Source organism: Amycolatopsis sp. NPDC043889, assembly GCF_056435645.1.
Genome location: NZ_JBWKEC010000020.1, coordinates 98,736 through 111,985, shown reverse-complemented (window position 1 = coordinate 111,985; position 13,250 = coordinate 98,736). Strand labels below are relative to the sequence as shown.

Here is a 13,250-nt window from a genome sequence, read left to right as displayed (position 1 = left end):
TCCACTGGTCCACCTCGAATCCGGGTCTATCGAGAGTATCCGGGCTTATGTGTCGCGGGCCAACTGCTGGCTGGAACGCCATTCCTGTGCTTCCGGCTCCTCGACGTAGTCCAGGAGGTTGTCCTTCAGGCCCATGTCTTCGAGGATCGTGAGAATCTCGGCTGGAGTGGCGTAGAAGAACTCGCGCCGGAGGTTGACTCGATTGACGCGCCGGTCGGCAAGGTGCTGGTGTAGCCGCGTTTCCAGGCTCACAGCGTCGGCGTCGAAAATCTTGGCGTGGACGTCGAACCTGAACGGAACCGAGGCGTCGCCGAGTTCACGAACGCGTTCGAGCGGATCGAGCCGCCGGGTCAATCCGACCTTAACGACACTGTCGCCGAACGATCCAACATTGGAGATCACGTAGACCCACCCAGTGCGGATGTTTGCTTCGCGCTCCTCAACCCCTCTGATTGCGTCACCGATCTCGTCCAGCTTTGCCCGTGCAGCCGCGGCTTGCTGCTCGTCGCCAGATGTGGCCCACTTCTGCAGGGCGTTCTGCCAGTGTGCCTCTTCTTTGGTTAGCCTGGCTTTCTCGCGTTCGAACTCTCGTTGAGCCTGCTGTTCATCCCGTTGCCGCTCCCGTTCAGCTCGGATGCGCTCCTTGTCTTCTTCGACCTTCGCGAGGTGGTCGGCAGTGAGCTCGAGTTCTTCGAGGCGCAGCTTGTGATAACTGGGAGAGATGTTGATCTTCATGGTTTTGCCGAGACGAGAGATGACTTCACGGGTCTTGGTCAGACGGTCTTTGGCGGAGTCAAGTCGGTAGGGGCGCATGGATCTCACGCAGTTGTCCGCTTCGGCGTTGTAGGCGCGCAGCATGAGCTTGGAAAAGTCTCTGACCATGCGCTGGCCTTCGACGGTGGAACCGTTCACGGTCCAGTCTGTGGTCGCGGTGATCGCATGGTTGTTCTTTGCGGAGATCTTGATGGAATCCTTGAGACGCTGCAGGGCGGCCTTGTAGGCCACGGCGTCGGCAAGCCGGTGCCGGAACTCGTAGATTCCGGCCTCCTGGAGCAGCGTGATTTCTTCAGTCTCGACGATTTGGCCGTGCAGTGACTTGAGCTTGATTGCCGCGTCGTCGGTCTGCCGTCGGATCGAGGCCAGCTGTGCCTCGGCGTCCTTCTGGCTCTGTGCCTGGGCGTCTCGTTGTTTCTGCGCCTCTTGCCCGAGTTCGGCGACAGTCTGGCGCATCTGCCGGATTTCTCGCTCTGCCTCCAGCGCGTCCTTGCCGCGAAGCTCGGTGTACTTGGCGTTGAGATCCCCCAGTTTCGCGCTCAACGTAGCGTTGTGTGTACCGAGTTCGCGAACTTGGGATGCCGCTTGTTGGAACTTGGCGGTCTCCGTGCTGAGTTCGGCTTCGAGGTCTCGAACCCGTTTTCGGGAGCCGAACAATCCAGGCTTGCTCGATGCTGCGGGACCGGGTCCTGCTTGGACGGGCGCCGTTTGAGACCGTGGCTCGGGATCAAGTGTCCACAGCTGCCAGAATTTCGGCGGTGCGGGCCAGTCGGCTGGTGGCTGCCAGCCGGGCGGAGGCGCCCATCCGGAGGGGACTGCCGGCCAGTTCGGTGGCGGATTGAACCTATACCCCATACCACTACCCTCCGCTGTTCCTGATCACCGCAGAAGTCGCGGTTTCGTGAGAGTGTGTTACACGGTCTGGCCTCGGTTGTGCGTGGAAGCTGCATCCCTCGTCGGCAAATGCGCCGACGTTAGCAACCGCGTCTCGCGCGATGAAGTCAACGGAGGTATGCGGCATCGCCGCCGTGGCCTCTTGCAAGGCGCTGTTCGCCTGCGATCGAAGTGGCAGATGTTCGTTGTTCACCAACCAGCACGGCGGACTGCTACATTTCGGGCACGTGATGCGCCTCTTTACCCAGTTCGTTACTGAGTCGGAGGGACTGTTCGATTTGGGTGACGGCGTTGTTATGTGTTCCGATGGCGGGATCCATGATCCACAGCTGATCGATGGCGGGTTGGAATCCGAGTGCTGCCCAGGTGCGGCGTACTTTTTCGAGTGCTGGTTCGAAGGCCGAGTCGTCTTCGAGCAGGGCGCGGTCGAGGTCGATGGGGAACGGCAGTACAGCGACGAGGCGCGGGTCGGCGCAGACCCAGCGGAGCAGGCGGGCGGTGAGTAGCCGTCCGACTCCGCCGAGGCCGCGCCAGGCCGGCGCGAGCTGTACTCGATCGATGATGACGACGTGGCTGCCGAGCGACTCGGCCCCATCTTCGAGGTCATCCCGGAGTGTGACGAAACCGAATTGATCGCGGCCGCCGAAGAGGGGGATGAATCTTGCGTAGTCCTCGCTACGGGCATCGAGTGCGACGTGGATGTTTTTGACGTGCTGGAGGTCGAGGGTTAACCCGTTGGCTTCGAATATCGTGACGTCGAGAGCTTCCTCGTCGAGTCGTTTCGTCGAGAGTGCCGTGCCTTCGATTTCGTGCCAGGGGTTGATGCCGTCGGCTTCGTCCTCGTCCGGCAGGACGCGTACGGTCGCGCTGGCCCACCAATCACTTGTTCCGGGATCGGTTTCGCCGTCGCCGACGAGGTTCGCATGGTTTTTCAGGTGCAGTTCGACCCACTCAAGCTGAGCAAGTAGTTGCTGCTCTAGGTCTGGATCACTGTGGAATGCAGCCATAGGACGTTACTACTCGGATTTCGCCATCGGCTCAAGATGAGCGCATCCTGGTCTGACGGAATAGATCAGAGTCAGGGAGTCGTGATGTGAGCGTGGTGTGTGGAAGCGGTGTGGGTGTGTTGATCAGGAGACGGGACGTCGGTTTGGTCCGCGGTGTCCGCGGCTGCCGGTGCGGGGGCACGGTAGCTGGTATTTCACGGTGGAGTTGCCGGGGCGCCGGGATGCTGGGAGGTGCCGGCTGCGGCGTGGCGGATTTACCTCGCGGACGGCGGCTACGCAGGCTCGGCGGTATTGGCGGGGTGATGATGTTGATCCTGATCTGAGTCTGGTGACGCTGGGGCAGTGGCTGGATATCTGGCTGGCGACTCGTCACACGATCCGTCCGGCGACTCGGACGATCTATACCCAGCTCGTTCGGGATTACTTGAAGCCTCGCCTTGGCAACGTGGTGCTGGCGGAGTTGACGATCGGGCGGGTGCAGGCGATGTTCACGGGCCTGCTGCGCGCGAATGCGACGCGGGCGCGGCCGTTGTCGGCGGCGACAGTGCAACGGATGCGGGAGGTGCTGCGTGCCGCGTTGAACGGCGCCATCCGGCGTGGGTTGATCACGAGCAATCCAGCGCGGTGGGTGGAGCTGCCCTCGCCGCAGCGGCCGCGTCCGGTGGTGTGGACGGACGCGAGGGTGGCGGTGTGGCGGGCGACCGGGGAACGTCCACCAGTGGCGGTGTGGACGGCCGAACAGACCGCGGCGTTTCTCCGGCACACTGGGCAGCACCCGCTGCACCCCTTGTTCCATGTCGCGGCCTTGACCGGGCTGCGACGTGGCGAGGTCCTTGGCCTGCGCTGGTGCGACCTCGACCTGGGTGAGGCGACCCTGACCGTGACGCACCAGATCCAGGAGCGAGACGGCCGAGCAGTGGTGTGCCTGCCCAAGACCACGGCCAGCGGTCGTACGGTGTCCTTGGACCGGGGCACCGTGGCGCTGCTGACTCGGCTGCGTGCCTCCCAGCATCAGACAGGGGGAGGCGCTCCGGACGGTTGGGTGTTCGCGCGTGAGTGGAGCCCGAGTTACATGTCGCACGCGTTCAGTCGGCTGGTCACCGAGTCTGGGCTGCCGCCGGTGCGGTTCCACGACCTCCGGCACGGTGCGGCGACGCTGTCGTTGGCCGCAGGGAATGACCTGAAGACGGTGCAGGCGCTGCTGGGCCACGCGAGCATCGTCCTGACGGCCGACACCTACACCAGCGTGCTCCCGTCCCTCGCCCGTGCGAGCGCCGAAGCGACCGCGAGCCTCGTTCGTCGCGCCGGCTACGAACGGGGACAGAAGATCTGCAGGTCACGGGCCACTCGCGGTCGGCAACGACGGGGCGAGGGCACCGGACGCGGTCCGCGCCTCATTTGCCGTGGAGAGGCCCTTGACCGGGCTCACGGTGGCCCCACCTCGGGCTCACACATCAACAAAGCCCACCAACGGCATCCCTGAAATGACGGGAAAATCGTTGGTGGGCTTTGGTTTCTAACTGTGCGCCATCAGGGACTCGAACCCCGAACCCGCTGGTTAAGAGCCAGCTGCTCTGCCAATTGAGCTAATGGCGCCTGCTTGTTCCGCCGCTTTGGTGTTCCCCTCGGCGACGTGGAAAACATTAACACAGGGTTGCTGGGGCCCGTTTCAGGGGGGTCCCCTAACGACGGGCCGGGACGTATTCGGCCATCCGGCCGCGAGCGTTGCGGCCGGTCAGGCAGACTATAGCCAGACGTTGGGGTTGGTACCACGCGAAACGGGCGGTGTGCATGAGGGTCTGGGGAGCGACGGGGCGGTCGCGGGTGGCTGTGGTGGCATTGGTGGCCGGGTTCACACTGGCCGCGTGCAGCAGTACACCGTCGGGTGAATCGCCGTCGCAGGGTGGTGCTCCTGGGGGTTCGCAGCAGAGTGCGGCGCCCGCGCCGGAGCCGAAGCCGGCCGTGATGACGCTGACCCCGGCACAGGGTGCGGCGAACGTGGCGCCCGGCGAGCCGGTCACGGTGGCCGTGGCCGACGGCAAGGTCGGCGAGGTCAAACTGACCGGCGCCGACGGCAAGGTCGTCGCGGGCAAGCCGAAGGAAGACGGTACGGGCTGGGAGTCGGCGGAACCGCTCGGCTATGGCAAGACCTACACCGTCACCGCGGCCGCTACCGGGACCGATGGCAAGCCGGTCACCGCGACCTCGACGTTCTCCACCGCCAAGCCTGGCCGCCAGATCGGCGTCTCGATCAACCTGGTCGAAGGCGAGACGGTCGGCGTCGGCCTGCCGTTGATCTTCACCTTCACCGGCAACGTGCCGGACAAGGCGGCGACCGAGAAGGCGTTGAAGATCGTCACCGAGCCGCAGGCCGAGGGCGCGTTCCACTGGTTCGGCGAGAAGACCGTGATGTGGCGGCCCAAGGAGTACTTCAAGCCGGGCACGAAGATCTCGGTCAACGCGGCGATCTACGGGAAGAACCTCGGCAACAACACCTTCGGCCGCGAGGACAAGCCCGCCAAGGTGGTCGTCGGGGACAAGCTGGTCGCGACCGCGGACGGTGGCACGCACCAGATGAAGGTCGTGGTGAACGACCAAGAGGTCAAGCAGATGCCGATCTCGATGGGCAAGCCGTCGAGCAGCACCCCGGCCGGGACCTACACGGTGATGAGCGAGCACAACGGGTACACGATGGACTCCAGTACGTACGGCGTCCCGACGGACAGCAAGGCCGGCTACCGGACGTTCGTGAAGTACGCGGTGCGGATGTCGAACAGCGGCATCTTCTATCACTCGGCACCGTGGTCGGTCGGTTCTCAGGGCAAGCGGAACGTGAGCCACGGCTGCATCAACCTGTCGACGGAGAACGCGAAGTGGCTGATGGACACTTCGAAGAAGGGTGACATCATCACGGTCACCAACTCGGGGCCGCAGGTGCTCGAGCCGACCGACGGCTGGTCGGTGTGGCAGATGTCGTGGGACGACTGGAAGACCGGCGGCGACCGGAACTGACCCATTGCCATGAGGGGTCCCCTTAGGACGGAATACGTCCTAAGGGGACCCCTCATGGCGTTCCGGGCTCGGGTGTCCCGTTGAGGGTGTCCCAGGTCTTCTCTGGATCACGGACGCGTCTTTGCTACTCGAGCTCGGCGAGGTACTTCTGAGACTGGGCCTTGGTGCAGTTCGGGTAGCCGGGCTCGCAGCGCCACGGTGACTTCTTGGCCGATGTGGTCGGCTTGGGCGGGCTCACCGTCACGGTCGTGACGGGTGTCGACGTCATCGCCGGTGCCGGTATCTGGTTCGGCGGAGAGGCTGCGCAAATCCGCCCGGGACGATCGCCCCTCACGGCACCGATCTGATGGGGGTCCGGGGGCTCGGCCCCGAAAAAGGCGAAACCCCAGCCCGTTTGGAGGGGCCGAAGGCCCCGAACAGACTGGGGTGATGGGGTGAGCGACGGGTTTCGAACCCGCGACCTCCTGGACCACAACCAGGTGCTCTACCAGCTGAGCTACGCCCACCATCGCCGGGCTCGGGGAACTCCCCACCACCTCGGCCGCACTATATTAGCGTGCCCGTTTCAGGGGCTCGCAACGGGTTACCCTTCGTGGCGTTCCTGCACTTCAGCGGCCGCGGCCTTGGCCTGTTCGGTGGTCGGGCCGGGCTGCGGGACGAAGGCGACGCGACGGTAGTAGTCGAGCTCCCCGATGGATTCCCTGATGTCGGCGAGCGCGCGGTGCGCGAGGCCCTTCTCGGGCTTGGCGTAGTAGATCCGCGGGTACCAGCGCCGGACGAGTTCCTTCACCGACGAGACGTCGACCATGCGGTAGTGCAGGTGCGCGTCGAGAAGGGGCATGTCGCGGGTGATGAAGCCGCGGTCGGTGGCGATGGAATTGCCGGCGAGCGGGGCGACGTTCGCCTCGGGCACGTGCGCGCGGATGTACTCGAGCACGCGCTGCTCGGCTTCTTCCATGGTCACGGTGGAGCGCCGGACCTCTTCGGTGAGGCCGGAGTGGGCGTGCATCTCGCGGACGACCTCCGGCATGCCGTCGAGAGCTTCGTCGTCGGCGTGGATGACGATGTCGACGCCTTCGCCGAGGACGTTGAGCTCGGCGTCGGTCACCAGCGCGGCGATTTCGATCAACGCGTCCTTGCCGAGGTCGAGCCCCGTCATCTCGCAGTCGATCCAGACTAGGCGGTCGTTCACCCCGGAACCCTAACCCGACCCGGGGATTCGTGACGCGCGACGTGCGGGTTCGGCGCGTTGCTGGCAGCGTGTGCATCCTCAGGTGAGTCATGTCACAGACCAGGGAGCGACAGTGGTCGAACAAGGTCCAGCCCAGGAGATCGCGCAGGGGTACGTGAGCGAGGGCGCGGCGGTCGAGCTCGGCGCGGTCATGATCGACGGCAAGGCCGACGCCGGCGCCGCGGTCCGCCTGCCGCTGGCGACGCTGAACCGGCACGGGCTGGTCGCGGGCGCGACCGGCACCGGCAAGACGAAGACCCTGCAGCTGATCGCCGAACAGCTGTCGGCCGCGGGAGTGCCGGTGGTGCTGGCGGACGTGAAGGGTGACCTGTCGGGGCTCGCCGCGCAGGGCGAGAGCAACGACAAGATCGCCAAGCGCGAGGAAGAACTGGGTGACTCCTGGGAGCCCGCCGCCTTCCCCGTGCAGTTCCTGTCGCTGGGCACGGGTGGGAAGGGGTCGCCGATCCGGGCGACGATCACGAGTTTCGGCCCGATCCTGCTGTCGAAGGTCCTGGGGCTCAACGAAACCCAGGAGTCGACGCTCGGCCTGATCTTCCACTGGGCCGATCAGCGCGGGCTGGCGCTGCTGGACACGAAGGACCTCCGCTCGGTCATCACGCACCTGACGAGTGACGAGGGCAAGGAGGACCTCAAGGGCATCGGCGGCGTCTCGGCCGCGACGGCCGGGGTGATCCTCCGCGCGCTGTCCAATCTGGAGGCTCAGGGCGGCGAGGACTTCTTCGGCGAGCCCGAGCTGGACGTCCACGATCTGATGCGCGAGGTCGACGGCAAGGCGATCGTGACCTTGCTGGAACTGGACAACCTCCAGTCGAAGCCCGCGCTGTTCTCGACCTTCCTCATGTGGCTGCTGGCCGAGTTGTTCGAGGAGCTGCCCGAGGAGGGCGACCTCGACAAGCCGAAGCTGGTGTTCTTCTTCGACGAGGCACATCTGCTGTTCAACGACGCGTCGAAGGCGTTCCTGGAGCGCATCGAGCAGACCGTGAAGCTGATCCGGTCGAAGGGTGTCGGCGTGTTCTTCTGCACGCAACTCCCGACGGACATCCCGAACAACGTCCTGTCCCAGCTGGGCGCGCGGGTGCAGCACGCGTTGCGCGCGTTCACGCCCGAGGATCAGGCGGCGCTGACGAAGACGGTGAAGACGTATCCGAAGACGAAGCACTACGAGCTGGACTCGGCGCTGACGTCGCTCGGTATCGGCGAAGCGATCGTCACCGTGCTTTCCGAGCGGGGTGCGCCGACGCCGGTCGCGTGGACCCGCCTGCGTGCTCCGCGTTCGAAGATGGGCTCCATCGGCGCCGAAGCCATCACAGCGGCGACGACGTCTTCGGACCTGCACGCGAAGTACTCCGAGACGATCGACCGTGAGTCGGCCTACGAGAAGCTCGCCGCGAAGGTGGCCGCGCCGCCCGCCGGTGAGGCTGCTCCGGAGGCGCCGGCTCCGAAACCGGAGAAGGAAGGCCCCGGCATGGTCGAGCAGGCGATGAAGAACCCGGCGGTGAAGTCGTTCCTCCGCTCGGCGGCGAGCGCGCTGGGACGGGAGATCACCCGTGGTCTCTTCGGGAACCGGAGGCGGTGAGGAAAACCTGACGGGATCTGTCAGGTATGTCCGGCAGGGTCAGCGGCATGACCAACACCGCGACAGCGTCGTTCACCGTGGACGGCTGGGATCCGCAAGCCACCGAGAAGGCCGAAGGCACCGAGTTCTCACGGGTGCTGCTGACCAAGACGTTCACCGGTGACGTCGAAGGGGCCAGCGCCGTGGAGATGCTGACCGCGGTGAACGAGACGTCGTCGGCGTACGTCGCCTTCGAGCGGCTGGCCGTCTCCGTCGACGGGCGCAAGGGCGGCTTCGTCCTGCATCACTCGGCGGGGGAGAACGGGCACCACCTGATCGTCTTGCCGGGCTCCGGTCACGGTGAGCTGGCAGGCATCACCGGAACGGCGGAGATCGTCCAGGACGACGAGGGCAACCACACCTTCACCCTCAGCTACGAACTCTGAACGCGTGTGAAGGACTCCTTCCCCCGGAGGAGTCCTTCACACGCTCACCGGCTGGGCCGCCCCCTGACGCGGTCCAGACGGCCGGGTCAGCCGACGATCTGCTCGACGATCTTCTTCGCGTCGTTGATGGGGATCGCGAAACCGATGCCGATGCTGCCCGTCGAGGCCGGGTTGTACAGCGCCGAGTTGATGCCGATGACGTTCCCCTGCGCGTCCACCAGCGCCCCGCCCGAGTTGCCCTGGTTGATCGGGGCGTCGGTCTGGATCGCGGTGTAGCTCGGCCCGGCTTCGTTCGTGGTCCTGCTGTAGGGCGAGCGCCGCTCCTGGCCGCTGCTCAACTCGTCGAGCTTGCGGTTCAGCGCGCTCACGATCCCGGTGGTCACGGTGTTCTGCAGTCCGCCGGGCGAGCCGATCGCGACGACTTGCTGGCCGACGGCGAGCTTGCTCGAGTCGCCGAGCGAAGCCGGCGTCAGGCCGCTCGCGTCCTTCGCCTGGAGCACGGCGATGTCGGCCTTCGTGTCGGCGCCGACCACGCTCGCCTTGTACTGCTTGCCGTCCGACAGGGTGACGGTCACGTCGCCCTCGGCGTCGGCGACCACGTGGGCGTTGGTGAGGATGCGCCCGTCCGCAGTCAGGATGACGCCGGAGCCGACCGCCTCGCCCTGCGCGGTGGTCACGTTCACCTGGACGACACTCGGCGTCACCTTCGCGGCGACCCCGCTGACGTCACCCGAAGTGTTGTTCCCGACCAGTTGCCCGTTGGCGACCGCGGACGAACCCGTGCCCGACGCCGACGACGCGGTGCCGAGCCCCGTGATCGCCGCTCCGCCGACACCGCCGACGAGTGCGGCGGCGAGCGCCGTCGCGCTGACGAGGACGGCGACCCTGCCGCCCTTCTTGCGTGGTGGCGGGGTGACGAGTGGATTCGGCGCGGCCTGCCAAGGGGTGTAACCGGGGTACTGCTGCTGGTGCGGCGGCTGGTGCCCACCGATTGAGGCGGGACCTGGCCGACTCTCGTTCTCGGTCATGGAGCAAGATTCGCGCCCGTACTTGTGAACCGCCTGTGGAATCCCCCTGTGCTTTCCTGAGAAGAATTACCTGAGAACGCTCAGTCGAAGAACGCCGGGACGTCCAAAGCTCCGCCCGACGCCTCGAACTCCTCGTGTACCGCGGCGCGGAGTTTCGCGTCGGCCAGGTAGTCGACGGCGGTCAGCGCCAGCCCCAGCGCACCGTCGACGACCGCGCGATCGCCGTCCGGCGAACCGGCCGCGGCCGCGAACTCCTTGGTGTGCAAGGCGGTCGTCGGTCCGGCGATGGCGATCATCGGGTGGATCGCGGGCATCCGGTAGGAGAGGTTGCCGAGATCCGTCGAGCCGGTGAGGAATTCGGGCACGATACCGGGCGGCAACGGTTTGCGGCCGGCGTCGACCTGGTGCACCGACCAGCGGCCGGCGAGGGTGGAGTTGAACCGGATCGGCAGATACGCGGGCTGGGCGTCCCACAGCAGTTCGACTCCGCAGCCGGTCATTTCCGCCGCACCGCGCGCGATCGCCGAAACCCGCTCGGCGAGGTCGCGCAGCGTGTCCGGCTGCGCGGAGCGGAGATAGAACAGCAGGGCCGCGCGTTCGGGGACGACGTTCGGCCGCGCGCCGCCGTCGGTGAAGACCCCATGGACGCGGTCGCTGGAAGGCAGATGCTGCCGAAGCGCCGCGACTCCCTGGTACGCGGCGACGGCGGCGTCGAGCGCGTTGCGGCCCATGAACGGCTGAGCCGAGGCGTGCGCGCCGACACCGTGGAAGACCATTTCCAGCTGCCGCCTGCCGAGGAACGGGTGCATGGCGATGTCGTGGCTGAACGGATGCAGCATGACCACGGCGTCGACGTCGTCGAAAACGCCCGCGCGGGCCATCGTCTCCTTGCCACCGCCGCCTTCCTCCGCCGGCGTGCCGATCAGCGAGACCCGGCCGCCCAGCCGTTCGGCGACCGCCGCCGCGCCGAGGAAGCCGCCCGCGCCCGCGGTGCAGATGACGTTGTGCCCGCAGCCGTGGCCGAGCCTGGGAAGCGCGTCGTATTCGGAGAGGACCGCGATATGCGGCCCGCTGCCGGGGGTGGTCGCGACCAAGGCGGTGTCGAGGCCGCCCGCGCCGATCGTCACCTCGTGGCCGTGCCGCTCGAGCAGGTCGCCGAGCGCGCGGACCGAGCGGTGTTCGGCGAAACCTTCTTCTGGATGAGCGTGCAGGTCTTGGCTCAGCCCCACCAATTCCGCCGCCAGCGCGCGGATGTCGGCGCTTACGGCGTCTCGTGTGGCGGCGTCCGCGCCGTCATGGGGCGAACCGAGGGGTTCGGCCGCGGCGACGGCGTCCGCGGTCGCGTCGACCAGCGAGCGGAGGTAGCCGTCGTCGGGAGGAATCGGCGAAGCGTGCTCAGAGCGGATCATTTCCGGATGTTAACTCCTAGCTCGCCCGTGACGATCTGCGTGACACCGGAGTACCGCTCTTCGACGTGGTCGAAACCGCGCTGGAACAGCTTGCTCGCGATCTCGCCGCGGTCGAACATCCGCTGCCCGCTCAGCCTGCCGAGGACGGTGTCCGCGAGCCGCATCGGCTGATCGCTGTGCCGGGCACTGGTCAGCATCACCAGCGAGCCACCGGGTTTCAGCACACGGGCGAACGAATCCAGCGCCGCGTCCGGATCGGCGAACATGTGCAGCGCGGCGAAGCAGCAGACGGCGTCCACAGTGGAATCGTCGAGCGGCAGGTCGACGGCGTCGGCGCGCAGATAGGTCACCGAAGGGGGATTGGGCGCGGCGAGCGCCTTCTCCAGCATGGTGACCGAACCGTCGAGCCCGATCGACAGGCCGTCCGGCCCGACCGCTTCGCCGAAGGCACGGGTGAACCGGCCGGTGCCGCAGGCGACGTCCAGCGCGACCTGACCGGCGCGCAGGCCGAGCGCTTCGATCGCGATGCGGACCTCGTCCGCCATCGTCGGGCCGTTCAGTCCTTTCGCGACCCTGCCCAGCGCCGGGCGCCAGTGCCGCTCGTAGATCATCGGCACGGCGGAGGTGCGCATCAGCCGCTGCGCGAGTCCGGTCGGCGGCCCCGCCTGCGGGATTTCTCCCAGCAGGTCAAGGAAACCCTTCCCGGTGGTGGTGGGCGTGGTGCCCGGCCGCAGCAGGCTTTCGAGACGTTCGCGATGGTCCGGCATGGCTGCTCCCTTCACGGTCCTCACCGGAGAATCTGCCATGACCGGTCCGTTCGCGACATTCCCGCCGCCGCGACCCGAAACTGTCGGTGGCCGTCTCTAACGTCGGAGGGAGTCGCCGTTCCCCAGCCGAAGGAGCACGAAATGACCGGCTCGATCCTGCAGCACACCGCCACGACCACGCTCCGCATCCCGGTGCGCGGCCCGTTCGACCTCGACAAGTCCATCCGTTTCCTGACCGATTTCCCGCCCGCGTGCCGCGCGGACGCGGCCGCCGAACCCGGCACCCTGCGCTTCGCCTTTCCCGTCGAAGCGGGCTGGGAGCATGTCGGTGCGGCCGTCAGACAGAGATCGCCCGGTTCGATCGAGGTGGAGGTCTTCGCCGAAGAGGGGCTCGCCGTCGAAGTCGGCGCCCAGGTCCGGCGGATCCTGTCGGTGGATGTCGACGGCGTCGGCTTCGCCAAGATCGGCACGGCGGATCCCGTGGTGCGCCGCCTCCAGCAGGCGCACCCCGGCCTGCGGCCGGTGCTGTTCCATTCGCCCTATGAAGCGGCCTGCTGGGCGATCCTGAGCCACCGGGCGCGGATGTCCCAGGCCGCCACGGTGAAACGACGGCTCGCCGAGGAATTCGGCAGGCCGGTGGACGTCGGAGGGAAGGTCCTCAGGTCGTTCCCGGCGCCGGACGTACTGGCCGGGCCGGAGGTAGGGCGCGGCCTGCCGGAGGTGAAGGCCGAGCGGTTGCGCGCGGTGGCCAACGCCGCCAAGGACGGTCTGCTCGACGCCGCGTACCTGCGCGCGATGCCGGTGCCGGACGCGTTGCGCTGGTTGCAGCGCTTGCCTGGGATCGGCCCGTTCTCGGCACAGCTGATCCTGATCCGTGGTGCCGGGCATCCGGACGTCTTCCCCAGTGGCGAGCCCCGGTTACAGGAGGCCATGCGGGCCGCGTACGACCTGCCGATGGCGCCACCCGAGGAGTTGGAGGAGTTGTCTGCGGTATGGCGGCCGTTCCGCAGCTGGGTGGCTTTCGCCCTGCGCAACGACGGGAGTTTCGCACGCGCGGGATCGGGAGTTCGATGACCGCCTGACACGGGACATATCCGGCTTGTGGT

Annotated in this window: 12 protein-coding genes and 2 tRNA genes; 5 read left to right on the top strand and 9 right to left on the bottom strand. The window is 66.8% G+C overall.

Annotated elements, in window-relative coordinates:
• Positions 1-45: 45 nt before the first annotated feature.
• Both AC0685_RS29940 and AC0685_RS29935 read right to left on the bottom strand, forming a co-directional pair.
• Positions 46-1,317, bottom strand: coding sequence for an SNIPE associated domain-containing protein (locus AC0685_RS29940; RefSeq protein WP_478228561.1), 1,272 nt, complete (start codon positions 1,315-1,317; stop codon positions 46-48).
• 563 nt (positions 1,318-1,880) lie between these two features.
• Positions 1,881-2,675 carry a hypothetical protein gene (locus tag AC0685_RS29935; protein WP_478228560.1) on the bottom strand — a complete coding sequence of 265 codons (795 nt, stop codon included), beginning with the start codon at positions 2,673-2,675 and terminating at the stop codon, positions 1,881-1,883.
• A 97-nt stretch (positions 2,676-2,772) separates the two neighbouring features.
• On the opposite strand from AC0685_RS29935, the gene AC0685_RS29930 reads away from it, so the two are divergent.
• Positions 2,773-4,158: a tyrosine-type recombinase/integrase gene (locus tag AC0685_RS29930; protein ID WP_478228559.1), complete on the top strand. Its 1,386-nt coding sequence runs from the start codon at positions 2,773-2,775 to the stop codon at positions 4,156-4,158.
• A gap of 40 nt (positions 4,159-4,198) precedes the next feature.
• On the opposite strand, the gene AC0685_RS29925 is transcribed toward AC0685_RS29930, so the two are convergent.
• Positions 4,199-4,271, bottom strand: a tRNA-Lys gene (locus AC0685_RS29925).
• A 195-nt stretch (positions 4,272-4,466) separates the two neighbouring features.
• Between AC0685_RS29925 and AC0685_RS29920 the strand changes: the two genes are divergently transcribed.
• The gene (locus AC0685_RS29920) at positions 4,467-5,687 is read left to right on the top strand and encodes a L,D-transpeptidase (protein WP_478228558.1); all 1,221 of its coding nucleotides are present in this window, start codon (positions 4,467-4,469) and stop codon (positions 5,685-5,687) included.
• A gap of 124 nt (positions 5,688-5,811) precedes the next feature.
• Here the strand turns inward: AC0685_RS29920 and AC0685_RS29915 are convergent, their stop codons facing one another.
• The 3 genes from AC0685_RS29915 to orn all read right to left on the bottom strand — a co-directional run bounded on the left by AC0685_RS29915 (position 5,812) and on the right by orn (position 6,879).
• Positions 5,812-5,955 carry a hypothetical protein gene (locus AC0685_RS29915; RefSeq protein WP_478228557.1) on the bottom strand — a complete coding sequence of 48 codons (144 nt, stop codon included), beginning with the start codon at positions 5,953-5,955 and terminating at the stop codon, positions 5,812-5,814.
• Positions 5,956-6,117: 162 nt separating this feature from the next.
• A tRNA-His gene (locus tag AC0685_RS29910) sits at positions 6,118-6,193 on the bottom strand.
• 77 nt (positions 6,194-6,270) lie between these two features.
• Positions 6,271-6,879, bottom strand: a complete 609-nt coding sequence (orn, locus tag AC0685_RS29905) for an oligoribonuclease (protein WP_478228556.1) — start codon at positions 6,877-6,879, stop codon at positions 6,271-6,273.
• A gap of 112 nt (positions 6,880-6,991) precedes the next feature.
• Between orn and AC0685_RS29900 the strand changes: the two genes are divergently transcribed.
• Both AC0685_RS29900 and AC0685_RS29895 read left to right on the top strand, forming a co-directional pair.
• A complete protein-coding gene (locus AC0685_RS29900) occupies positions 6,992-8,515 on the top strand; it encodes a helicase HerA-like domain-containing protein (RefSeq protein WP_478228555.1) in 1,524 nt (507 codons plus the stop codon).
• 47 nt (positions 8,516-8,562) lie between these two features.
• Positions 8,563-8,940: a DUF3224 domain-containing protein gene (locus AC0685_RS29895; RefSeq protein ID WP_478228554.1), complete on the top strand. Its 378-nt coding sequence runs from the start codon at positions 8,563-8,565 to the stop codon at positions 8,938-8,940.
• Between the two features lie 86 nt (positions 8,941-9,026).
• Here the strand turns inward: AC0685_RS29895 and AC0685_RS29890 are convergent, their stop codons facing one another.
• The 3 genes from AC0685_RS29890 to AC0685_RS29880 all read right to left on the bottom strand — a co-directional run bounded on the left by AC0685_RS29890 (position 9,027) and on the right by AC0685_RS29880 (position 12,144).
• Complete coding sequence (locus tag AC0685_RS29890) at positions 9,027-9,968, bottom strand: S1C family serine protease (RefSeq protein ID WP_478228553.1); 942 nt, start codon at positions 9,966-9,968, stop codon at positions 9,027-9,029.
• An 80-nt stretch (positions 9,969-10,048) separates the two neighbouring features.
• Positions 10,049-11,377: a M20 family metallopeptidase gene (locus tag AC0685_RS29885; RefSeq protein ID WP_478228552.1), complete on the bottom strand. Its 1,329-nt coding sequence runs from the start codon at positions 11,375-11,377 to the stop codon at positions 10,049-10,051.
• Positions 11,374-12,144, bottom strand: a complete 771-nt coding sequence (locus tag AC0685_RS29880) for a class I SAM-dependent methyltransferase (protein ID WP_478228551.1) — start codon at positions 12,142-12,144, stop codon at positions 11,374-11,376. The genes AC0685_RS29885 and AC0685_RS29880 overlap by 4 nt, the downstream gene beginning before the upstream one ends.
• A 141-nt stretch (positions 12,145-12,285) precedes the next feature.
• Between AC0685_RS29880 and AC0685_RS29875 the strand changes: the two genes are divergently transcribed.
• Positions 12,286-13,218, top strand: a complete 933-nt coding sequence (locus AC0685_RS29875) for a DNA-3-methyladenine glycosylase family protein (protein WP_478228550.1) — start codon at positions 12,286-12,288, stop codon at positions 13,216-13,218.
• Positions 13,219-13,250: the final 32 nt, after the last annotated feature.

Excerpts from the sequence above, each read along its gene's own strand:
- AC0685_RS29935 (WP_478228560.1), bottom strand. The coding sequence starts at position 2,675 with ATGGCTGCATTCCACAGTGATCCAGACCTAGAGCAGCAACTACTTGCT.
- AC0685_RS29920 (WP_478228558.1), top strand. The coding sequence starts at position 4,467 with ATGAGGGTCTGGGGAGCGACGGGGCGGTCGCGGGTGGCTGTGGTGGCA.
- AC0685_RS29915 (WP_478228557.1), bottom strand. The coding sequence starts at position 5,955 with ATGACGTCGACACCCGTCACGACCGTGACGGTGAGCCCGCCCAAGCCG.
- AC0685_RS29895 (WP_478228554.1), top strand. The coding sequence starts at position 8,563 with ATGACCAACACCGCGACAGCGTCGTTCACCGTGGACGGCTGGGATCCG.
- AC0685_RS29890 (WP_478228553.1), bottom strand. The coding sequence starts at position 9,968 with ATGACCGAGAACGAGAGTCGGCCAGGTCCCGCCTCAATCGGTGGGCAC.
- AC0685_RS29885 (WP_478228552.1), bottom strand. The coding sequence starts at position 11,377 with ATGATCCGCTCTGAGCACGCTTCGCCGATTCCTCCCGACGACGGCTAC.
- AC0685_RS29880 (WP_478228551.1), bottom strand. The coding sequence starts at position 12,144 with ATGCCGGACCATCGCGAACGTCTCGAAAGCCTGCTGCGGCCGGGCACC.
- AC0685_RS29875 (WP_478228550.1), top strand. The coding sequence starts at position 12,286 with ATGACCGGCTCGATCCTGCAGCACACCGCCACGACCACGCTCCGCATC.